Raw genomic sequence first — 21,828 nt, 5'->3', positions numbered from 1 at the left:
GCGGCCATTTGGGTTGGCGGGGACTGAGGATGGAAACCGATTCACTGGACGGTCGCCATGGAGCGCTGGCGGGCGGATGTCATGGCTAGGCTGCCTTCCTGAACCGCTCGAACCGGACCGCAAGCCGGTCAGGATCGGGCTTCATCAGGTCCTCGCGCGGCATCCGGATCAGCTGTCCCTTCAACGCCTTCAGGCCGAGCTCCAGCATCGGTCCGTCATGCTGCTCGAGCAGGCGTTCGGAGATGTGGATGCGATGGTCGGGGTCAATACTGATTAAATCCGCGTCGTAGGCAGCGTGATGCAGCCTGCTCATGCAGATGCCATTGCGGATGTCGGGCTGCCCACGCTCGACGTCGCCGTCGGGGATGATGTGGGCAGCATCCACCAATCGCACCTCAGGCAACCCGGTCAGCGCACACCGGCCGCCATAGGCCGCCACCACGCGCTCCCGGAACGCCGACTGGTGCAGCCGCTGCTTGACTTGCCTCAGAGCATACCGGCGCTCGTCCGGATTTGGCGGCGTCCAGAGGGTGGCGGTGTCTGCGAGAGGCTTCGGGGCGAGTTTCACCGACAGGGCCTTCGGATCCCACTCCACGACGTAAGCCGGGAAGATCGGCTCGTATATCGCTGGGGCGACGCCAAAGAAGTAGATGATCGGTAGTTGCCTGTCCCTGGCGTCGCGGAGAAGCCTGTTTTGCCTGCTGTCGGGATCGGTGCCGTTGAAGGCATAGGACAACCCATCCGCCGCCATCGCCAACTTGGCTTCGGATTCAAGCTGGTCATGGTACCAGGCCCGCCGCCCGGCACGCGGAACCACCGTTGTGACGCTCAGCACGCCCGTCATTGAGGCCGGTTTGAAGATTCCCTCGGCCTTCGTAGCGAAATGAATTCGCGCACCCTCGTGGACGAAGCCCTCGTTGACCACGCTCCATGGCAGCGAACCGCCATGCAGCTGCACCAACAGCCTCAGGCGCTCGAAGGCGGCAAGCCGGATAGAGGCGTCGGGATCGTTCATCGGTCCATGGGTGTCAGATCAGACGTCGAAGGGTAGCAGTTTCATCGCCGCCGTACAGGCGGATTGTACTCTCTCGAAAGGGCTCCCGCGTCGGATGTGAACCGCCGCCACGTCAGCGAGTATCGCAGCCCATGGCTGACCGAGCGATCGAACGCTTGGCTGGCCATTTCAACGGAATGTGGGCTGCTGAAGGAGCCCATCAGCCTCGAACCGCGCTCCTGAACGCTGCCGATAAGGCCGCGAGCGCGGCCCGCGGTTGTCCGTCTCCGACCCTGGTGTGCAGAACCCACAGGCAGACGCGGAAGGGCCGGAAGCCCCCGCCGCGGGCCTACGTCGACGGTGCCGAATGGTACCATGCGTGGGGACAATGCCGCGACGCCGAGTCCGACCATGGTGGCGAACCGGAACGGGCCAGCTTGGTGCTTGTTCTGGGAAGCGGCATCCTTTGTCCCCCACGCTGTTTGCCATCGGAGACGTCGATGTTCGAAGGCTTCCGTCTGGAGATGGTGGACCTGCCGGAGGCGACCTTGCGGGTGCGGCATGGCGGGAATGGCCCGCCGGTGCTGCTTCTCCACGGGCATCCCCGCACCCATGCCACATGGCACCGCGTCGCCCCTCTGCTTGCAGCGCATCACACCGTCGTCTGCCCGGACCTTCGTGGCTTCGGCCAGTCGTCGAAGCCCACCGATACGCCGGATCATGAAGGATCGTCCAAGCGTGCCAAGGCCCGTGACTGCGTCGCGCTGATGCGCCGCCTCGGCCTCGACCGCTTCGCCATCGTCGGGCATGACCGGGGTTCCTACACGGCCTTCCGCACAGCGATGGACCATCCCCAGGCGATCACGCATTTGGCGGTGCTGGACGGCGTTCCCATCGCAGAGGCCCTGGGACGTTGCGATGCCCGCTTCGCCAAGGCCTGGTGGCATTGGTTCTTCTACGGCCAGCCGGACAAGCCGGAGCGGGCGATCATTGCCGATCCAGACGCTTGGTACGGCGGCTCGTCTGACGTGATGGGGGCCGAGGCCTATACCGACTACAGGGCGGCCATCCACAACCCGGACACAATCCACGGCATGATGGAGGACTACCGCGCAGGCCTCGGCATCGACCGGGAGCATGACGAAGCGGACCGGCAGGCGGGGCGGCCCCTCGGCTGCCCGACCCTCGCTCTATGGTCAATGCGCGATGACCTCGAGGTGCTCTATGGCGACGTCCTCTCAGTCTGGCGGCCGTGGGCGCCCGATCTGCGTGGCCGCGGCCTGGACTGCGGGCACCATATGGCCGAGGAGGCGCCGGAGGAGCTTGCCCGGGAGCTCCTGACATTCCTGGCCATGGAAAGTCGCCCATGAGTTGACAGGCCTAACCGAGGACGACGCACACCACCTTGTCAGGCCAAAGCAGCTGATGAGTTACGCTCCGATAACCGCCAACAAGGCACTCAAGCAGGTTTGGCGTCGGATAAAGCGTCTGGGAGTCCAACGGAACACAACGAAGCGGTCGGAACCCGGTGGCCTTGGCGGAAACTCCCAGGGAAAACGGCGAAAATCTGCGTTTAAGAGCGCATTTAGGTCGAATGCATACAGGCATACTCACACAATCCATCACCCAGCCCCCGTCGTTTTGCATGCCGAGGGGGTTTTGACACGATAGATGGTTCACGTATCTGCCTAGCCGTCCTTCGCCTCATGGTGCCGCGCCGGTGGCTCGGCGGGAAGGGTGCGCCAAGAGGCGATGGCCCTGACCGCCTGCAAGGCACTGGCGTTGTCGGCGATGTGGACGTGGCGGCGCAGTTCCGCCACGGCGGGCCATTCGCCCTGCTCGTGGAAGACCATCTGCACGGCTTCAGCCATCTCCTTGCTCACGACGAACACCAGCAGACCCCGCGAAAATGCACGCCTGGACAATGAACAGGCCCCGGCAGCCAAGCAAGCGACCTTTCGGCGGGAGCTTGGCGGGAAGGGGAAATTCCTGCATGACGAAGACGTGGCTGTTCGGTAGCATTAAGCCACAGCCGTTCCCTCATGAGTAGGCGCATGAATCTGCCGTCCGCAGCGCTCCGCGGATTTCACCGAATTGCTCTTGCCGCCCTGCTGATGCCTTTGGCCGTTCACGCAACCCTCGCGGCCGAGATCTCCGTGATCACCGGAGACCGGATCGAAGTGGAAGGACGGGACATCCAACTCTGGGGCGTCCGGGCACCGGAGGCGGATGCCCTATGCTATGGAAATGGCCATGCGGAGCCGTGCGCCAGGGTATCCCGCCGCCTGCTCGAGGCGCTGATCGGCAAGGACGAGGTCATCTGCATCGTAAAGGACGGCAGCCCGGACAAGCCGGTCAGCGCCCAATGCTCGGTCGACGGCGCCGACCTCGGCCACCTGATGATCACCTCGGGATGGGCGACGGATGACCGGGCCGAGAGCGCCGGGTTCTACGAACTCCAGGAACAGGCCGCGCGGACCGAACGGGTGGGGATGTGGAAGTACCGGTGAGGCCAGCACTCGGTCAGCCGTCGATCGGAATCCTGGTCTCGTACTTGACCCGGCTGATCACCGTCAGGGTGATGAACCGCTTGACCAACGGGCTGGCATAGAGCGTTGCCCGGGCGAATTTCTCGAACTCACTCATGTTCCTGACGCAGACCACCAGGACATAATCGGTAGAACCGGTGACCAGGTAGCACTGCATCACGCACTCCTGGGCGTGGATGGTCTTCTCGAAGGCATCCATCAGCACCCGGTCGTCGCCCTTGAGCTCGACGGTCACGATCAGCTGGATGTGGCTGCCGAGCTTGCTGGGATCGACGATCGCGACATCCTTGGCGATGACCCCGGCCTCGCGCAACCGGCGGACCCGGCGCAGACAGGTCGGCGGCGACACCGCAACCGCGTCGGCGAGCTCCAGGTTGGTGATCTGGCTGTTCCCCTGAAGCAGGTTGATAATTTTCCGGTCGATTTGGTCGAGTTCGATGTCAGGCATGGGGTGACTGCTCGTTTAAGGCGATTTCACACTTATGAGTGTCGCGCTGTGCGCCGTCAATTTTTCCATCGTGACAAACTGGGTGGCAGAATTAGAAATTTCATACCGTCCAGATGGCGCTACAGTCTGCTCATCACGACGCAATGAACTGCGCCGCGGCGCAAACAGCTTCCCAATAATAAACGATTATCCCCGTTAGGCCGGGGACACCCACCTAAACACTAACAATAGAAACTGACCCATTCAGCGAAGAGGTTTCGAATGCCCGGAGATGTGATCTCTCGGTTTGCCTCCGTGCGCCTTGGCACCAGGGGAAATCAGCGAAAAGAACACGGTTTCGGCCAAGTCAACGGCCATCACGGCGAGATCCTCCAGGGGGTTTTCCCGGACGATGCAGGCCGCCCGCACCGCGGTCTCGTCACGCTCCCGTGCAACATCGTTTCATCCACCGCCGTCTTCCGCCCGGCACCGGGAAATTTGGTCACCGTCCCGGACGACAAGCTCAAGGCGGCCGAGGCCGCGCGGCTGACGCTGGACAGCCTGGGCCTGCATGACCAGGGTGGCCACTTGACGGTGGAAAGCAGCATCCCCGTCGGCCTCGGCATGGGGTCCTCGACCGCCGACGTGGTGGCCGCCATCCGCGCCGTCGCCGACGCCCATGGCGCGGCCCTCGGCGCCGACGAGGTCGCCCGGCTGGCGGTTCGAGCGGAGACGGCCAGCGACGGCATTATGCATGGAGACCTCGCCGTGCTCTTCGCCCAGCGCGAGGGCATTGTGCTGGCACATCTCGGCCCCGCCCTGCCGCCTCTGGAGGTTCTCAGCGTCAACACGGCTCCCGGCGCCCTTGTGGACACCGTGAAGCAGCCTCCCGCCGACTACGATGAGTGGGAGATCCAGGCGTTCCGGCCGCTGCGCGGCATGCTGCGGCGGGCAATCCGCACGGGCGACGCGGCTCTGCTCGGCCGCGTTGCCACGGCCAGCGCCCGAATCTCCCAGCGCCACCTGCCCAAGCCCGCCTTCGAGGAGATCAACGCCATCGCGGCCTCCGCCGGGGCACTCGGCATCCAGGTCGCCCACAGCGGCACCGTCGTCGGCCTGCTCTTCGACCCCCGCAACCCGGCCACGGCTCGCCAGGTCGCCGAGGCGGCCGCCAGGCTCGACGACATCGGCCTGCCCCCCGCTTTCCATTTCCGCACCGATGCCGCCGAGGTTCGCCATGTCGCTTGAGTTGACGATGTCCCAGCCCCTGTCCCGCGAGTCCCGAGGCTTTCCCGACTATGAGCTCCCCCGATTGGTGCGGCTGACGGACAACCTGCATGGCGCCGCCTTCTTCCTGATGAAGCTGCTTCCGGCCCGGCACATGCTGGACCGTGCGGCGGCCGACGGCCGCCTGAAACCGGGCGGCACCATCTGCGAGACGACGTCGGGGACCTTCGGGCTGGCGCTCGCCATGCTGGCGGCGGTGCGCGGCTACAAGCTCATCCTGGTCAGCGACCCGGCCATCGACGAGCACCTACACAAGCGCCTGCTGGAGTTGGGTGTCACGCTGGAGATCGTCGAGAAGCCTTATGAGGTTGGCGGCTTCCAAACCGCCCGCCTCGACCGGCTGCGCGCTGCGCTGGAGGCCAACCCGGGCAGCTTCTGCCCCTCGCAGTACGGCAATGCCGACAATCCGCGCGCTTATGCCGAAGTCGCAGAGCAGATCGCCGAACGCCTCGGTCATGTCGACTGCCTCGTCGGCACCGTCGGGTCCGGCGGCTCGATGTCAGGCATCGCCCGCTTCCTGCGCCACCTCAACCCCGATCTCCACGTCATCGGCGTCGACACCCCCCACAGCGTCGTCTTCGGCCAGCCCGACGGCAAGCGGCTGCTGCGCGGCCTCGGCAACAGCCTGGTGCCGCCGAACGTCGACCACCGCCAGTTCGACGAGGTCCATTGGGTCGGCGCCGCCGAGGCGTTCCTGGCCACCCGCCGCCTGCACCAGCACCACGCGCTCTACCAGGGCGGCACGAGTGGTGCCGCATACCTGGTGGCCGATTGGTGGGCGCGCACCCATCCCGACCGCAAGGTGGTGACGCTGTTCCCCGATGAGGGCCACCGCTACGTCGCCACCATCTACAACGACGACTGGCTCGCAGCGCTGCCGGGCTGGACCGGCGTGCTGCCCGAAGCCCCGCAGCCGGTGGCGCATCCCAGCGACGTCCGGCCTAGTTGGAGCAGCTTCCGCTGGGACCGCCGGACGCTGGACGAGGTGCTGGCGGCGGCCAACCCGGCGGCGCGCGAGCTCGCGGAGGCCGCGTAATGCCGCGCCTCCTGCTGTTCATCGAGAGCAACACGTCCGGTACCGGCCGCCTGTTCGCCCAAACCGTCCGTGCCCTCGGCTTCGAGCCGGTGCTTATCAGCCGCCAGCCCAGCCGCTATCCCTATGTCGCCGAAGACGCCGTCCGCAGCATCGAGGCGAACACGGCGGACCTGACCGTCCTGCGCTCGCTCGTGCGGCAACTGGCGCTCAGCGAGGGGGTGGCCGGGATCACCTCCAGTTCGGAGTATTTCATCGCCACCGCCGCCCGCTTGGCCAATGACCTCGGCCTGCCGGGACCGGATGCCGACGCAGTGGCCGCCTGCCGCAACAAGGCGACCCAGCGCCGCCGCCTGGACGGAGCCGGTATCGACCGCGTGCGCCATGCCGAGGTCAGCAGCGTCGCCGATGCCGTCCAGGCCGCCATCGGCATCGCGCTGCCCGTTGTCCTGAAGCCGGTGGCCGGATCGGGCAGTGTCGGCGTCCGGCTCTGCGCCACGATGGCCGAGGTGGCGGCCCACGCCAGAGTGCTGCTCGCCGACCCGACCTGTGGCGCACTTCTGGTCGAGGAAGTCGTCCGGGGTGACGAGTATTCGGTGGAGATCTTCCACGACGCCGTCATCGGCGTGACCCGCAAGCACCTGGGCGCCCTGCCGCACTTCGTCGAGATGGGCCACGATTTCCCGGCACCGCTGGCCACAGCCGCGGCAGACCACATCGCGGGCTTCGCGCTGGCCGCGACGCGGGCGCTTGGCCTCACCTGGGGGCCGCTGCATGTCGAGCTTCGCCTTGGCGAGGACGGCCCGCACCTGATGGAGGTCAACCCGCGGCTGGCCGGGGGATTCATCCCCGAGCTCGTCCGCCAGGCCACCGGCATCGACCTCATCCGGGCAACCGTCGAACTGGCCGTCGGCCAGACCCCGGATGTAACGCCAACCCGGCAGGAGCACGCGGCGATCCGCTTCCTCACGCCACCCGACGACGGACTTTGGTTCGCCACCGAGGGTCTGGAGGCGGCACGGGGTGCGCCCTTCCTGCGCGACCTGCGGCTATACCGTGCATACCCACTGCTGATAGCCCGCCGCGGCGATTTCCAGGACCGCCTCGGCCACGCACTCACCAGCGCCCCCACCCTGGAGGGCGCAGTAGCCGCCGCCGAACTGGCGCGCCGCGCCATCCGCTTCCGTGTCGCGGTCGACGGCACCGGAACCCTTGCCACCGTCGCCTGACCGGAACAGCAGAAGGAGCCCCCTTCCATGTCCTCAACCTCCATTGCGGCCGCCGGACCGTCGCGCGCCGGGGCGAACCCGGCGCTGCTCTCCCTGCTGGCGGGTGCGCTCGCCATTGCGCTCGCCCCCATCCTGGTGCGGGTCAGCGAACTGGAGCCGATCGCCACCGCCTTCTACCGGCTGGTCATCGCGCTGCCCTTCTTCTGGCTCGGCATGCTTGCCGAACGGAAGGCGCCCCAATCTGCCAGCGCGCGCGTCACCGTCACTGACATGGTGCTGATGGGGGTGGCCGGGCTGATGTTGGCGGGGGACCTCGCGCTCTGGCATCTCAGCATCACGATGACCTCGGTGGCCAAGGCGACGCTGTTCAACAACTGCGCCCCAATCTTCGTCGCCCTGCTCGGCTGGCTGCTGTTCGGCGAGCGGATCGGCCTCGGCCTGATCGTCGCCCTGACGGTCTCGCTGTCGGGCATGGCGCTGCTGATTGGAGACGGGCTGTTCGCGTCGGTGGGAAGTGCTGCGGAAGGGCAATGGCAGGGTGACGCCATCGCAGTCAGCACCGCCGCCTTCTACGCCGTCTACCTGATGGCGGTGAAACGCCTGCGGGCCAGCCACTCGACCAGCGTCATCATGGCGGGATCGAGCGCTGCCGCCGCCCTGGTTCTGGCGGTGGCCGCCTGGATTGAGGGCGGCCCGCTGCTGCCCGCAACCGCTTGGGGTTGGGCCGTGGTGCTGGCGCTGGGCGTTGCCTGCCATGTCATCGGCCAGGGCCTGATCACCCATGCGCTGGCCCACCTGCCCGTAACCTTCTCCTCCATCGGCCTGCTCATCCAGCCGGTCGCGGCGGCGGCGTTGGCCTGGATGTTGTTCGGCGAGGCCCTGGGGCCGCTCCAGTGGCTCGGCGGCGCGCTGGCACTGGTCGGCATCACGCTGGCCCGCCGGACCTCCAGCCGCTGATCCGGCGATCAGCCACGCTCCGACCAGCCATACACCCAAAATTCCTTCTCACCGGGAGCCACCCTCATGGTGATCAGCAACGCCCAGATCCTGGCCCACCTCGGCGACACCGGCCGGGTGGCTGGGACGCTCAACCCGACGGCCCAGTCCATCCTGTTCGGCGACGTCGCCGACGACGCCATCGACCGTGACCTGCCATGGATCACCCAGGTCGACCGGGCGCATCTGGTGATGATGGCCGAGACCGGCCTGCTGCCGGTGGCGCAGGTTTCCCCCCTGCTGCGGCGCATCGACGAGATGGAAGGGTCGGGCTTCGCCGTCCTGCGCGGCCGTGCGGCCCCGCGCGGCGTCTACCTGCTCTACGAGACCTATCTCATCGCCGACCTCGGCGAGGAGATAGGCGGCGTTCTCCAGACGGCACGCTCGCGCAACGACCTGGGCGCCACCGTGCTGCGCCTGCGGTTGCGCAGCGTCGTCGCCGACCTGCTGACCGGCCTGTCCCGGCTCCAGACCACCCTCCTGCGCCGCGCTGCGGCCTGCACCGACGCCGTGTTCCCGATCTACACCCACTACCAGCCCGCCCAGCCGGTGACCCTCGCCCACTATTACGCTGGGGTCGCCGCGGCGCTGGACCGCGATGCCGAGTCCTTGCATGCCGTGCTAACCGATCTCGACCGCTGCCCGCTCGGTGCCGGTGCGGTGGGTGGCACGGGACTTCCCATCGACACACGGCGGACGGCCGCCCTGCTCGGCTTCTCGGGCCCTTGGACGCATTCCATCGACGCCGTGGCCTCGCGTGACGCCGTCCTGCGCCTGCTGGCGGCGCTGGGCATCCTCGGCGTGACGCTCAGCCGTCTCGCTCATGACCTTCAGCTGTGGACCACCGGCGAGTTCGGCTTCCTGACGGTGGCCGATGATCTGGTCGGCACCAGTTCGATGATGCCGCAGAAGCGCAACGTCTACATGCTCGAACACGTCAAGGGCTTGGCGGCTGCGCCAATGGGCGCGCTGACGTCGGCAGCGATGGCGATGCACGCCACCCCCTTCTCCAACTCCATTGCCGTCGGCACCGAAGGCGTCAAGCCGGTGTGGTCGGCGGCCTCGGGAATGCTGGATGCGCTAACGCTGGTCCGGCTGATCGTGGCCGGGGCGGAGCCGAACCAGGGCGCCATGCGCCTCAGGGCGGTGTCCGGCCAGACCAACGCCACCGCGCTGGCCGACTGGCTGGTCCGGGAGCATGGCATGCCCTTCCGCCGCGCCCACCATGAGGTCGGGGACATCATCCGCTCGATGATGGTCCAGGGAGTGGTCGATCTGGAGACCGCCGCACGCGAGGCTCGGCCGGAGTGGTTCCGCGGCACCCGGTCGCCCGTGCTGCGGCCGGTCGACATCGCCGCGGCCCAGGAGCATGGCGGCGGCCCCGGGCGCGAATCCACCGCCAGCGAGATCGAACGGGTGCGGGACTCGCTTCGCAGCCGCCGTGGCGCGCTGGTGGAGCAGCAACGGCGCTGGCGCCGGGCAAACCGGTCCTTGCGTGCGGCGGTCGATGGCGTCCTCGGCATTGCCGTTCTCGACCGGACGGGCCGTAGCCGCTCCGGCCAAGCATAATCAGGAGTGAGAGGTCGACCATGCCAAGCACGGCCAAGGTTGCGCCCAGGGCGAAGGCCGGGAGACCGGCGGCCGCCAACAGCCCCCGGCCGTTCCCGGTGATGAGGGACCCGAGGATCGGAGGCAACCTGGAGGGGATACCGGACGAAGCCCTGCTGTCCGCATTGCTGGCAATGGCTGCTCCGGATGCCGACGGCGATCTCCTGGCTCTCCGACTGCTGAGCGGGCATGGGTCGCTTGAGATGGCGATTGCGGCGGCATCAGCGGGGAAGCTGCCCGGCGGCATGCCGTGGGACGATCATGCAGCCCTCCGCTTCCGGGCTGTCATCGAACTGGCGGCACGGTTGGTGCGCCCTACGCTGGAGCAACGCCCGATCCTTTCCTCTCACGAGGATCTGGTCACCTACGCTCGCCTTCGTGCCGCCTGCTCGGCGGTCCAGACGCTGCGCCTGCTGTTCCTCGACCGCCAGCGCCAATTGATTGCCGATGAGCTTCACCGAACCGGGTCAGTTGGTGACGTCGCCTTGTATGTCCGGGAAATCATGAGCCGCGCGCTGACCATGGACGCCAGTGGTTTGGTGATCGTCCACAGCTGCCCAAGCGATGAACCACCGAACCCGGCCAGCGTCAGGGTTTCCTGCGCGGACATCCAGAAGGCCGGGAGCTTGCTCGGGGTTGAATTGGTCGAGTACCTGCTCATCGGCAGGCGCTCTTACGTCACCTTGCTGGGCGAACCTGTCGTGAAGCGGCTGGCCCGCCTTGTTGCAGCGGAACGGGACGGTGCAACGGCGTCGCCGGAAGCCGCCGTCCGTTAGGCATCGGTTGCGGCCAGAAAGGCGTCTGCCGGGACGTCCGCTGCGGCAACCGCCCTGATCAGGTCCAGCAGCCGTCTGCGCAGGCCTCGGTCCTCAATGCGGTAGTAGGCTCGGACGAGCTCGAGCGTCTCCCGCCTTGCCATCGGATCCGGCTCTCCCGGTGTGCAGAGGTCGGGCTCGAGGATCACGTCCGGTAGATCGCCCTGGTCGGCAAATCCATCGAAGAAGAAGGAAACGGGCACGTCCAGCGTCGCACCGAACTGCCACAAGCGGGATGCGGAGACCCGGTTGGCTCCCTTCTCGTACTTCTGGATCTGCTGGAAGGTCAGGCCGACGGCCTGGCCCAGCGCCGTCTGGGTCATGCCCAGGAGTGTGCGGCGTAGCCGGATGCGGCTTCCGACATATCGGTCAACCGCCGTAGTTGCTTCAATTCCGTCCTTAGCTTGGGTTCCATTCCTTCGACGCGCCATGCTGCCCAGCCGATCCGTTTACGTGAGCGGTTACGCTTCTTATACAACCTTTCGCCCTGCGCATCCAAATGTACTTCCCCAGACCTGATGGACAGGTGGGACAAGAACGGCCTCATAGCGCGTGCTGACGCACCGCTCGGATGTGCCGGTGGGCTTTGCCTCTTCAGGCTCACCGATTACTGAAACGGGTTGCGGACCGTATCCGTCGGCTTCGGCGGAGGAAGCTGGTCGGGAAGATCGGCCTCGGCCTCCAGGGATTGCACGACGGCGGCAAGCAGGTCGCGGAGCCTGCGGGCATGCTCAAGTCCCTGCTTGTCGCGGGTGAGGTCAATCGACCCATAGAGCGCCACCCGGTCGGTGCCGTTCTCGACCTGGAGTTCCCCGACCTGCATGGCTCCGGCGTCGTCGGCATAAGGCTTGATCATCGCATCAACTCCTTCAGGAACTTCAGGACATCGTTTTCGGCGAAGCCAGGCTCATCCTTCTTCCGCCCCCGCCCCGGCGCCTGAGGTTCCGGCAGAGCCAGCACCGTCGACTTGGCCGCGGCCGGGATGCCAGGGAAGACCGAGATGCCGGTGACCTCCTCTAGCTGTGCAATGGGGATCCGCTGGTAATCGTTCCCTGGCGCGTTGGGCACGAGATAGGCGGCGGCCTCACGGCGGCGCGGATCGTAGATAGCCTTGAAGACATGGGTCGGCACGAGAACCCGGCCGCCGATGCGCTGGAGGTTGGCGCCCTGGAAGACGGGGCCGGTCACGACGTAGACCTCGCCACGGGTGTTGGCGAGATGCCGGGTTGCCCCTTCAATGGCGCTCCATATCCCGCGGTTGCTCTCGCCCACCTGGGGAATCATGTTGGCCAAGCTGAAGCTCTCCTGCTGGGCATTCGGAGTTGGTTCGTTAGCTGATGGAACAAGATGGCCGCGGTCGAATCCAGAGCGCTTATAGTCAGCCAACTCGGCACGCTCGTCTGGCGGCAGCCTGGGTTCGGCATGGAATGCACTGGCTTCCGGACGCTGGAGGCCCTTGGCGGCTGCGACGCTGTCCCGGGTCAGGTGCTCAACCGCGTAGAGCGGGGTGCGCGTCACCCCGGAATGCAGAACAGCGAATGCTGAGTAGCAGAGCTCCCGCGTCTTGGCAGCCAGCTTCGAATTCACCAGGTCCGGCGCCACGGACCCAGCATAGTGGGCCGGACAAGCGGTCGGCGCGGCATCGACCGTATCCGTAAGGGCGAACAGAACGAGAGCCGGAAGCACGCAGGCGACCGCCCATCGGGTAACGGCACGTGGTCCGCGAGGCATATCTTCTCCATTCCCAGAACAGGCTGAAGCTACGACAGCTTGCGGACGGATGTCACCATCGTGGAGCACGACGACGGGCACGCAAGGCACATCGTCCGATTGTCCTCGCCGACCTCCTCACAGAAGATCACCCAGGGCGCGACAATGATGTCGGAGGCGGACCTTAGGTATCCAGGGTGGCCGCCTCCTGCTCGTGAGCACCTCGTTGGACGAGATCGTTGGGTGGTTCGTTTGATCCCCACGAAGCACAGTGTCCAACGTCAGGCAGGCCGGTATCTCATACCAATCCTGGAAAGTTCCGACCTGTGGTCGGCACTTTCCGGTCCCTCAGACACCGGGCGGCCCGCGTTCGCGGGCCTTGGCTTCGCGGGCATGAGCCCGCGCGGCCGCAGTCGCGGCCGATACCAGGGCCAGAAGTCAGAACTTTCCGACCCTGGTATCAGGGGCTCTGCAACCTAGCTGGCAAACCCTGATCGTGTAGCATTTGGTCGACCTTTGGTAGAGATTTTACTATCCTTTAGATAGTCTGTGTGCTGGTGTTTCCATCGGAAAGAGAGCGGAGATGGGCAAGAATGTGGGCGGACATTGACGCGAGGCAGGACTTTCTAAATTTTTCCGAGGTCGCGGACTTGGTGGTGGACGTAGTCGGATCCCCGACCATGCGGCCGGTGTCGGTCGGCGTGTTCGGCACCTGGGGCACCGGGAAGTCCACCCTGCTGAACCTGATCGATACCGGACTGTCCACCGAAGTCCGGAAAGGTCAGTTCATCGTCGTCCGCTTCGACGCTTGGCTCTACCAGGGATTCGACGACTCCCGCGCGGCGCTGATGGAGGTCATCGCCACGACGCTCCTGAAAGCGGCCAAGGATGACGAGGGCCTGGTCGTGAAGGCAAGGAGCCTTCTTGGGCGTGTGAACACGATGCGGGTGATCGGGCTGGCCGCCGAGGCTGCTGCGCTCGCCCACGGCATGCCGACCATGGGCTGGCTGAGGAAGGGATTCGACGCCGTCGACAACCTCATCTCGGGGGACGGTGACGCGGAGGACATCGAAGCGGCGCAGGAGGCCGGAAAGAAGGCCAAGGAGCGCGGCAAGGGTCTGCTGGAGCCTGAGAAGAAGAGGACACCGCCCAAGGAGATCGCCGCTTTCCACAGGGAGTTCGAGGAGGTCCTTCGCGGCATTGGGAAGACCTTGGTGGTTTTCGTCGACAACCTCGACCGCTGCCTGCCGCCGCAGACCATCCACACGCTGGAGGCCCTACGCCTGTTCCTGTTCATGGACCACACCGCCTTCGTCGTCGCCGCCGACGAGGACATGGTCCGGCACTCGGTTTCCAAGTTCTTCAATGACCCCGGCGACCGGCACGTCACCGACTACCTGGACAAGCTCATCCAGGTGCCGGTGCGCGTCCCAGCCATCGGCGTGCAGGAAACCCGCGCCTACTTGTTTCTGCTGTTCGCCTCGGCCGACCCCGGCGTCGCCGCCGAGCATCTGGAGGCCTTGCGCGCCCGGCTCGAGGACAACCTGCGCAAAGCATGGGCGGAGGAGCCGATCAGCACCGAAGACGCGCTCGCCATGCTCGACACGGCCTCGGCCGACCTCGCGCGAGGCTTCGGCATCGCCGATCGCATGGCGCCGATGCTGGTGAACTCGGACCAAGTCCGCGGCAACCCGCGCATCGTCAAGCGCATGCTGAACGTTGTGCGCATGCGCGCGAAGATCGCTGAGCGCCGCAAGATGCCGGTCGACGAGGCCCTTGTCGCCAAGCTGGCCCTGTTCGAGCGCTGCACCGACGCCGCCTCGGTGACCTACCTATACCGGGAGATCAACGCATCCCCCGACGGCAAGCCCGAGGTGCTGGCAAAGCTGGCACAACACCTCGACGACGAGCGGGCGTTCGAGGGCGATTGCCCGAAGGAATGGAAGCCCAGGGCGGCGTTCGTTCGCGAGTGGTTGGCCCTCGACCCGCCGCTGGCGGGCATCAACCTGCGCCCGCTCGTCTACCTGAGCCGCGAGACCATGCCGCTGCGCAGCCTGAAGGGCGGCCTATCCGAAGCCGCCACTGAGGGGCTGAGGGTGCTGCTTGGCACCACCAAGATGGCCTCGCCCTCGGCGATCGCCGCCGCCAACGCCATCCCTGAAGCCGAGCGGACCGCCGTCATGAAGGCGATGATCGAACGCTTCCGCTCCCACGGCGACTGGCTCCAGCCGCCCGCCGGGATCCATGGCGCCCTCATCCTGGCCCAGGTGGCAGCCGAGGCCGGAGCGGACCTCGCGGCCTTCACCCGCCGCGCCAATTCGAAGAAGCTGCCACCCTGGCTCGGTGCCCTGATCCGGGACGAGCCTTGGTACAAGGCCGGGGAGGCAAGCTGATGGGTACGTCGTCCTCGAGCCGCGGGCCGGGCAGCAACTCCCCCCTGGTGCCGCCCTGGGCCGACAGCGAGCCGAACGCGCCGCAACTCCAGCCGGAAGGGCAGCGCTTCCGTGAGTTCCGCACGCAGCTGGGCCAGTTCGTGTCTGGCGGCGGCAGCGACGGCGCCAAGCTGCGCTCGGCGCTAGGCAGCTACGCCCGCAAGGCCACCGGCGGCGGGACCATCGGTTCCAGGCGGTTTGGCGCGATGGCAAGCGCCGGTGGCGCCCTGTTCGATGCGATGGCCGCTTTGCGCGACGGCCAGGATCCCAATCTCCCCAATGTCGACCTTGACACGCTGAACGGGCGTCCGACCCAGGTCGCCATCGGGATGCTCGTCAAGGCGCTCGTCCCCGTGAACGGCGACGCCGAGCGCATCCGGGTCGCGCTGAACGATGCGCTGTCGGAAGCCCTGGTGGGCCAAGAGGAGTTCGACTTCAACCGCATCACCGACGACATCATCGCCGAGACGATGATCGCCTACCTGACGGAGTGCATCTTCGAGCAGGTCATTCTGGACTCCCGTGACGCCTTCGCGAAGGCAAGGAACGCTGGGCAGGCCGACCGAGCTGAGAAGGCGATGAGGGTTCTCGTGCGCGCCGCCACCGACAAGCACATGGCGAAGCTGCTGACCGGGAACGTCCGTATGCTGAACGGCCGAATGGTCCGGGATGTCCAGTTGCACGCCATCAAGGACATTTGGGCCGAATGGGAGGCGTACGAGAAGTGACCGATCTCATCTTCCACCACGACGGCCAACGCCTTCCCCAGGCCGCCCCCGGCATCATCCCGGTCCTCATGTACGGGGCCGGGCCGCCGGGCCGCCGGACCGCCTCCATCGGCGGCCCGGTCCGCACGGCCGTAAGCCGCCTCGGCACGCGCGTTCCAGAGCGCGCCCATGACCTGCTGACTGTCGCCATGGCGGTGACCGCTGCCGACACCTTCGGCGACCGCGAGACGGCCGAAGGCCAGCAGGAGGCTGCCGACGGCTGGACCCGCAATCTCCGCCTGCGGATCCCATTGGAGAATCCGACCCCCTGGCAGCCGGTGCGCCCGCTCCTTGAAGAAGCCCTCCGCTTCCTGAGCGGCGACCTTTGGACGCTTGAGTTCCTACCCGACGGGCCTCTGCGCCCACCCCCGCAACGGCGCGGTGCCCGCACCACGCTCCACGGCCACGACGGGGTCTGCCTGTTTTCCGGTGGCCTCGACAGCGCGGTCGGCGCACTCGACCTCCTCGCTGCTGGGCGCAGGCCGATCCTGGTCAGCCACTCCTACCGGGGTGACGCAGAGAAGCAGGAATGGATCTGGGATCGACTGCCAGCCAAGGTCTCGCGCTTCGCCGCGAACGCGCACCCGGTGTCTGACCTCGGTCACCTGAACGACGTCCAGATGCGGACGCGCAGCTTCAACTTTCTCGCCTATGGCGCGCTGGTCGCCGCCACGCTCGCCCAGCGCGGGGTGGCTCGGGAGCCGGTCGACCTTATCGTGCCGGAGAACGGCCTCATCGCGCTCAATCCGCCGCTGACAGCCCGGCGCATCGGCGCGCTGAGCACCCGCACCACGCACCCTCACTTCCTCGAGCTGGTGCAGCGCCTGATTGACGAGCTCGGCCTGCCGGTCCAGATCACCAACCCCTACGCCAAGAAAACAAAGGGCGAGATGCTCCGAGGATGCGCCGACCAGGCGACGTTGGTGCGGATCGCGCGGGAGACCGTCTCCTGCGGCAAGTGGAAGCGGACGGGCAAACAGTGCGGCAAGTGTGTCCCCTGCCTCATTCGGCGCGCCTCCTTCCATGCCGCCGGGATGCGAGACCCAACACCCTACGAGCCGACCAACCGGGATCTCGTGGCTGTCCTGCCTCGAGAGGAGGCGGCCGACGATTTGATGGCGCTGGTGCTGGCCGCTGGGCGGCTTCCAACGACCGACGTCGCACGCTGGGTGGGGCGCACCGGCCCGCTGCCGACGGACATGGCCGAACGGCAGGCGCTGCTGGACGTCGCCCAGCGCGGCATGGCAGAGGTTGAGGACTATCTGACCAGCCTCGGCCTGATCCCGTGAGAGCCCCCGCAGTCGACCTCCACTGCCACCTCGACCTTTACCCGGATCCCGCTGGCGTCGCCCGCCGCTGCGCGGAGTCCGGAGCCTACATCCTGTCGGTAACGACGACGCCAAAGGCATGGCGTGGAACGGTCGCGCTTGCCAAGGGCCATGATCGCATCCGCACGGCGCTCGGCCTGCATCCGCAGCTCGCCCACGAGCGCATCGGAGAGTTGCCGCTGTTTGACGCCCTGCTGCCCGAGACTCGGTATGTGGGCGAGATTGGTTTGGACGGCAGTCCAGAGTGCAAGCCGCACTGGCGGCAGCAGATCAGCGTCCTCGACCACGTCCTGGCCGCCTCGGCCCGTGCGGGCGGGCGTATCTTGTCTCTCCACAGCCGCCGCGCCGCCACCGAGGTCCTGGACGTGCTGGCCCGCCACCCCGACGCCGGTGTCCCAGTGCTGCACTGGTTCTCTGGCACCAAGGCCGAGCTCCAGCGCGCCGTCGCCATGGGTTGCTGGTTCTCGGTCGGCCCGGCCATGGTAACGGGCAAGCGCGGGCGCGACCTGCTTGCGGCCATGCCCCGAGACCGCGTGCTGACTGAAACGGACGGCCCGTTCGCCGCGATCGGCGGCAAGCCGCTCGGTCCTGGCGAGGTTGCCGTGGCCCGGGAGGCGCTGGCGGCATGCTGGGGCATCAGCGCCGAGGAGGCGGCCGCTGCGGTCCTGTCGGGATTCCGCAAGCTGGCGTCGTCGGCGGTTGGGGGAACGTAGATCTGGGGCGGTGGCCAGAGCAGCCATTGACAACCCAACAAGGCAACGGAGGGCATTGTGCAGCAGCATTTCGTGCGGCCCCCATACCGCGCACCTGCGGCTCCCGGCCAGACCAACTGCTTCACCCCCTGGCCTACGACCTGTCCAATTTTCTGCGCACCCTGGCGCTGTCGGAAGAGATGGAAAGCTGGCCGCTGACCAACATCGCTGAGAAGTTGGTGGAGATCCGCGCGAAGCGACGAAACGGTAGACCTCGTTGGTGAGGGCTTCGACGCCGCGCTGCGCATCGCGGTTCTTCCCGACAGTTCGCTGGAAGCGCGGCGGCTATCCGACCGGCCCGTGAACCGCCGGGGGAGTCTTGGAGACATGAGCCTTCAGCCCTGGTCAGCCGACGCCTGGCATGGCCGATAGACGGGCATTGAAGCGGGCGAACACACGGGCACAACCGGACACCTGTGACCCGTCCTCTGGCCCATTACGTCCATCGCGTCCAAGTCGCGCGGACAGCGCCCGGTTCGATTCCGTGGCAGCGCGGGATGCCGGAAACCGTTCTGCCGGGATCCACCACGTCGAAGAGTCCCATGGGATAGCGTTCTCTGCGTCCCAAACGAGCCCCGCCTCCTCGGCCGCCCTCTTCTCAGCGGCGAACTCGCGTTCGGCGACCGTGATCTCATCCGTCGGCGGGAAGGAAGCGTCTCCTCCCGGCTTCCCGCAGCCCTCCCGTTGTCCCTCTTTAGAATCCACGGTCGCGAGCAGTCTCACGGGATCTGCCGCCACCTCCATGGCACGTTCTGCCGCGCGCTGGCGAAACCACGTCGCCCTGCTGACACCCGCCGCCAGCCATGGCTTGATTGCCTCGGCGGTCTGGGCATGACGCTCTTCGGCCGTTGGCCGTCCCGCTGCCCGGCGGCGCCGGTCGCTACGTACGGCTTCGGTGGTCAGAGCCTCAAGCTCGAGAACGATCATCTCCTCCTCGGTGACGTCCAGTAGGTCGATGATTGTGGATTTCCCGAAGTCGTACCGGGGGTCCTGTCCCCGCCCCCTGTAGATGGTCGCCAGCCCTTCGGCTGCCATCAGCGCACGTTCGATGATCGCACGGTCGGCACCCGCGGTGACCCACTCGGCCGCGAACCAGTCCGGCGCCACGAGGCGTTGGGCCAATTCGGCGATGGCCGCGCGCAGACCACCCGGCGTCTCGGTGTAGGACAGCAGCGAGGCGACAACAGTCAGCACGGGATCGCGCAGTCCTGCGGGAACGCCGTCGCCCCACTCAGGGATTGTCGCCCTACGGTGGCTGACGATCCGTTCGATGTCGCGCAGAGCACGGAACCGGAAGAGTTCGCGGTTGCGGGCTACACTGCGCTGTGTGCCATCACCATAGGCCTGCTGAAGCTCGCGCTCGCGACGGCTCCGGCGCTCATCTCCCAGCGACACCACGACCGCGGTCGGCGCGCTGTTTGGTGCGCTGGGCGGCGCACTGCCTGCCTGCCGCCCCGATCGGCGGGAAGCCGGGAAGGGAATCGCCGCAGGCTGCGTCGTGGCCTGCTTCGCCGCCCGCGCGGTCCGCCGGGCTTCCCGGCGAGCCTGCTTCTCTTCCTCGGTCAGCGCACGGGCAGCCGCGGAAAGCGGCATCGGCAGCTCATCGAGCAGAGCGCCGACATCCACCTGGTCGTTGCCCTCGGCTGTCAGGCCGAAGCGCGCCGCGTTCGGGAAAGGGTCGGCGAGGCCGTGGTCGTCGAAGCGGGGGCGAACCGTGTAGATCGGCTGGTTGTAGATCGCCGTCCTCGGATCGACCGGCTTCGCACCGGCGGCCACCGGCGCACCGCGCTGGGCAAGCTCGGCGACGACATGGGCGTTGATCCGCTTCAGCAGCGCGGCCCGCTCGGACTCCGTCAAGGGACGGTCGAGCCAGAAGCGCAGGTGAGCCGACAACGTTGGGGGTGCCTGACCGGTGGGAAGCGGGCGGTCCTGATCGTCGCGCAGCGCCAGGGTGGACGACCACTGCCAGGAACACCGTACCGTCCGGAGCACCGGCGGCAGCAGGCCGCGCAGGTAGGCAACGGTGGCAGCCGGGGACAGGCGGGGATCTACGCCAGGCAGGTTGGCGACCTTGTCCAGATCGAGGACCAGCCAACGGCGCCCAGCATCCTGGAGACCCCGTGGCCTACCGCGCTCGATGACGTTGCCGCTCCGCTTGACGGCCTTTCGTCCAGTCTTGCGGCGCGTGATCGATCGGGGATCGGCCTTCTCGAACACGTCGCCCGCGACGACGAAGCCCGGGCCATCCACCGCCTCGGCGACCCGCACGAAGGCCGCGTGCAGGCTGTCGAGATCACTCACGGCCAGCAGCATGGGGCGGAAGAACACCGCGCTGCCGTAGGGCTGCACAGCGATCGCGCCGCGTTCATTCAGCGTGATCGTCTTGCCGGGGAAATAGCGCTCGGCGGTCGGCCGCATGACCAGCACGTCGTCGGCCCATTCCGCGGGATCGCAGATCGCGACGCGCTCGACAGCGCGGCAGGGACGCTTGACCGCCTCGGCGGCGACTGTTTCAACAATGTCAACACTGGGTGTGGAAGGTATCCGGCGGTGCTTGATTGGGGTTTCAAGCCGCCGGGCCAACTACGCTACCGCCAAGTGCGGCGGTAGCCCTTGATCATACGCGAAAAGCGCGTCATGCTGGGTCTACCTACGAGTGAAAGACGCCGCGCGAGCCCCTGCCAGGGCTATGACCGCGGCGTTTTTCATTGTACACGCGAGATCCCTGGGTGCGTCAAGGCTGACGAATCCCCGAACGCCGCCCGTTCCAATCACGTCCCTTGCATGGCCTGCACCGACATTGACGGCAGGCCGGTCGCTCGGGAGCTCGGACAATGACGCAGGGGAATGAACAACATCAGCAGGCGCACGTCGACCATGACGCCGTTCGTCGTGCCCGCAGCTGGAAGTATCTGGTTCGTGATGCCGGGCTCTTGCTGACGGCGGTGGGCGCCGTCGCGCTGGCGGCCGGGCCCGCCACAGCCACCCTCGTCCTGTTTCCGGCGGCGCTGGTCGCTGAAGAGGTCCATGGCGCGCTGGCCGGGCGCCGCGAACGGAAGCTGCGCCGCGACCTTCGGGGCCAGCATGGCCTTTCATCGCCCTCTACGCTGAAGGAGCATCTGAGCGGCCTCCTCGGCAAAGTCGGCCGGACCATTGCCGGGCGTGCCAGGGCGGATTTGGACGCCGGGGCGTGGGGCTCGAAGGCGATGACGGTTGCCTATGAGGTCGGTCCCGGTGGCGTCCGGCCGGTGTCGCCCGAGTACGCCGCCAAGATGCGGGCCGAGGGCCAGGACTTCAGCCAGGTCTCGGTTACTCGACACGGCGCTACCGTCCTTCACTACGCCGGTGGCCTGCTGACGTCGCGCACCATCGCGCCCGCGGTGATGAGGTTCAACGAGCGCAACGAGCTGGTTGGAGCGGTCTGGTTTGATAATGGGCGGCCACGCCGCTCGGCCGGGCTGTCCGGGGAACTGCGGATCGGGTTCAATCCCGATGTTCTGGCCGCCCGTATCGCCGAGACCTCGGCTCGGCGTGGTCCCGACCACCCGCTGACAACTGAGCCGCGGGATGTGAACATCGACACGGTGGCCTGGGAGGCGTCTCAGCTGGCGATGTCGCTCGGCCGGGTCTCTGGGCCCATCGCCGAACCGGCCCGGCGGTGTGCAGCGTTGCTTGAGGACATCGCCAGTCATGCCCGCGGTCTTCATGCGACCGGTACTGGCAAGCTGCGGTTCGACGTCGGCTACCCGTCTTTGTCCGAATGCGACCTAACAAACCTCCGTGACCAGATCAGAGGCGTGCACCGGGTGTCCACGGACTTTCGGCGTTATGAGGAGGGTAGGGCTTTGCGATAGTATTCCCGCAGGTCCTCCATAACGCTTCGGATAGGGCGTCCAGCATA

Annotated in this window: 20 protein-coding genes; 13 read left to right on the top strand and 7 right to left on the bottom strand. The window is 66.9% G+C overall.

From position 1 onward, the window contains the following. Nucleotides 1–85 precede the first annotated feature (85 nt). Nucleotides 86–1,015, bottom strand: coding sequence for an HNH endonuclease (locus tag ACODS4_RS04870; protein ID WP_222533519.1), 930 nt, complete (start codon nt 1,013–1,015; stop codon nt 86–88). 479 nt (nt 1,016–1,494) lie between these two features. Here ACODS4_RS04870 and ACODS4_RS04865 point away from each other — a divergent pair, with 479 nt between their 5' ends. After that, nucleotides 1,495–2,364 (top strand): alpha/beta fold hydrolase, encoded by an 870-nt coding sequence (locus tag ACODS4_RS04865; protein ID WP_488861264.1) that lies wholly within the window; start codon nt 1,495–1,497, stop codon nt 2,362–2,364. A 318-nt stretch (nt 2,365–2,682) separates the two neighbouring features. Here ACODS4_RS04865 and ACODS4_RS04860 read toward each other — a convergent pair whose 3' ends face one another. Continuing rightward, nucleotides 2,683–2,877 (bottom strand): hypothetical protein, encoded by a 195-nt coding sequence (locus tag ACODS4_RS04860; protein WP_488861262.1) that lies wholly within the window; start codon nt 2,875–2,877, stop codon nt 2,683–2,685. Nucleotides 2,878–3,048: 171 nt separating this feature from the next. Between ACODS4_RS04860 and ACODS4_RS04855 the strand changes: the two genes are divergently transcribed. Then, nucleotides 3,049–3,504 (top strand): thermonuclease family protein, encoded by a 456-nt coding sequence (locus tag ACODS4_RS04855; RefSeq protein WP_488861260.1) that lies wholly within the window; start codon nt 3,049–3,051, stop codon nt 3,502–3,504. 13 nt (nt 3,505–3,517) lie between these two features. Here ACODS4_RS04855 and ACODS4_RS04850 read toward each other — a convergent pair whose 3' ends face one another. After that, nucleotides 3,518–3,991 carry an Lrp/AsnC family transcriptional regulator gene (locus tag ACODS4_RS04850; protein WP_488861258.1) on the bottom strand — a complete coding sequence of 158 codons (474 nt, stop codon included), beginning with the start codon at nt 3,989–3,991 and terminating at the stop codon, nt 3,518–3,520. A 261-nt stretch (nt 3,992–4,252) separates the two neighbouring features. Between ACODS4_RS04850 and ACODS4_RS04845 the strand changes: the two genes are divergently transcribed. The 6 genes from ACODS4_RS04845 (at nt 4,253) to ACODS4_RS04820 (ending at nt 10,899) form a co-directional block, all read left to right on the top strand. Further along, nucleotides 4,253–5,218: a GHMP family kinase ATP-binding protein gene (locus ACODS4_RS04845; protein ID WP_488861256.1), complete on the top strand. Its 966-nt coding sequence runs from the start codon at nt 4,253–4,255 to the stop codon at nt 5,216–5,218. Continuing rightward, on the top strand, nt 5,208–6,293 hold the full coding sequence (locus tag ACODS4_RS04840) for a cysteine synthase family protein (RefSeq protein WP_488861254.1): 1,086 nt from the start codon (nt 5,208–5,210) through the stop codon (nt 6,291–6,293). The genes ACODS4_RS04845 and ACODS4_RS04840 overlap by 11 nt, the downstream gene beginning before the upstream one ends. Beyond that, nucleotides 6,293–7,519: an ATP-grasp domain-containing protein gene (locus ACODS4_RS04835; protein ID WP_488861252.1), complete on the top strand. Its 1,227-nt coding sequence runs from the start codon at nt 6,293–6,295 to the stop codon at nt 7,517–7,519. The genes ACODS4_RS04840 and ACODS4_RS04835 overlap by 1 nt, the downstream gene beginning before the upstream one ends. 27 nt (nt 7,520–7,546) lie before the next feature. Next, a complete protein-coding gene (locus tag ACODS4_RS04830) occupies nt 7,547–8,476 on the top strand; it encodes a DMT family transporter (RefSeq protein ID WP_488861250.1) in 930 nt (309 codons plus the stop codon). Nucleotides 8,477–8,542: 66 nt separating this feature from the next. Further along, the gene (gene argH, locus ACODS4_RS04825; protein WP_488861248.1) at nt 8,543–10,084 is read left to right on the top strand and encodes an argininosuccinate lyase; all 1,542 of its coding nucleotides are present in this window, start codon (nt 8,543–8,545) and stop codon (nt 10,082–10,084) included. A gap of 20 nt (nt 10,085–10,104) precedes the next feature. Next, nucleotides 10,105–10,899: a JAB domain-containing protein gene (locus tag ACODS4_RS04820; protein ID WP_488861246.1), complete on the top strand. Its 795-nt coding sequence runs from the start codon at nt 10,105–10,107 to the stop codon at nt 10,897–10,899. On the opposite strand, the gene ACODS4_RS04815 is transcribed toward ACODS4_RS04820, so the two are convergent. From ACODS4_RS04815 to ACODS4_RS04805, 3 genes are all read right to left on the bottom strand, one after another. Next, a complete protein-coding gene (locus ACODS4_RS04815; RefSeq protein ID WP_488861244.1) occupies nt 10,896–11,369 on the bottom strand; it encodes a helix-turn-helix domain-containing protein in 474 nt (157 codons plus the stop codon). The two genes, ACODS4_RS04820 and ACODS4_RS04815, sit on opposite strands and share 4 nt — an antisense overlap. Before the next feature lie 176 nt (nt 11,370–11,545). Beyond that, nucleotides 11,546–11,794, bottom strand: a complete 249-nt coding sequence (locus ACODS4_RS04810) for a hypothetical protein (protein WP_488861242.1) — start codon at nt 11,792–11,794, stop codon at nt 11,546–11,548. Next, a complete protein-coding gene (locus ACODS4_RS04805) occupies nt 11,791–12,540 on the bottom strand; it encodes a DNA/RNA non-specific endonuclease (protein WP_488861240.1) in 750 nt (249 codons plus the stop codon). The genes ACODS4_RS04810 and ACODS4_RS04805 overlap by 4 nt, the downstream gene beginning before the upstream one ends. A 701-nt stretch (nt 12,541–13,241) precedes the next feature. On the opposite strand from ACODS4_RS04805, the gene ACODS4_RS04800 reads away from it, so the two are divergent. Genes ACODS4_RS04800 through qatD form a run of 4 tightly spaced genes read left to right on the top strand, consistent with a single transcriptional unit; the run spans nt 13,242 to nt 17,888 of the window. Then, nucleotides 13,242–15,041 carry a KAP family P-loop NTPase fold protein gene (locus ACODS4_RS04800; RefSeq protein ID WP_488861239.1) on the top strand — a complete coding sequence of 600 codons (1,800 nt, stop codon included), beginning with the start codon at nt 13,242–13,244 and terminating at the stop codon, nt 15,039–15,041. Beyond that, complete coding sequence (locus tag ACODS4_RS04795; protein WP_255636528.1) at nt 15,041–15,808, top strand: hypothetical protein; 768 nt, start codon at nt 15,041–15,043, stop codon at nt 15,806–15,808. The genes ACODS4_RS04800 and ACODS4_RS04795 overlap by 1 nt, the downstream gene beginning before the upstream one ends. Next, complete coding sequence (qatC, locus tag ACODS4_RS04790; protein ID WP_488861236.1) at nt 15,805–17,136, top strand: Qat anti-phage system QueC-like protein QatC; 1,332 nt, start codon at nt 15,805–15,807, stop codon at nt 17,134–17,136. The genes ACODS4_RS04795 and qatC overlap by 4 nt, the downstream gene beginning before the upstream one ends. Beyond that, on the top strand, nt 17,133–17,888 hold the full coding sequence (qatD, locus tag ACODS4_RS04785; RefSeq protein ID WP_488861234.1) for a Qat anti-phage system TatD family nuclease QatD: 756 nt from the start codon (nt 17,133–17,135) through the stop codon (nt 17,886–17,888). The genes qatC and qatD overlap by 4 nt, the downstream gene beginning before the upstream one ends. A gap of 384 nt (nt 17,889–18,272) precedes the next feature. On the opposite strand, the gene ACODS4_RS04780 is transcribed toward qatD, so the two are convergent. Next, complete coding sequence (locus ACODS4_RS04780; RefSeq protein ID WP_488861232.1) at nt 18,273–20,510, bottom strand: hypothetical protein; 2,238 nt, start codon at nt 20,508–20,510, stop codon at nt 18,273–18,275. Between the two features lie 251 nt (nt 20,511–20,761). Between ACODS4_RS04780 and ACODS4_RS04775 the strand changes: the two genes are divergently transcribed. Continuing rightward, nucleotides 20,762–21,781: a hypothetical protein gene (locus ACODS4_RS04775; RefSeq protein ID WP_488861230.1), complete on the top strand. Its 1,020-nt coding sequence runs from the start codon at nt 20,762–20,764 to the stop codon at nt 21,779–21,781. Nucleotides 21,782–21,828: the final 47 nt, after the last annotated feature.

The organism is Azospirillum sp. FG154 (genome assembly GCF_057809575.1).
This window is presented reverse-complemented; position numbering and strand designations above follow the sequence as displayed.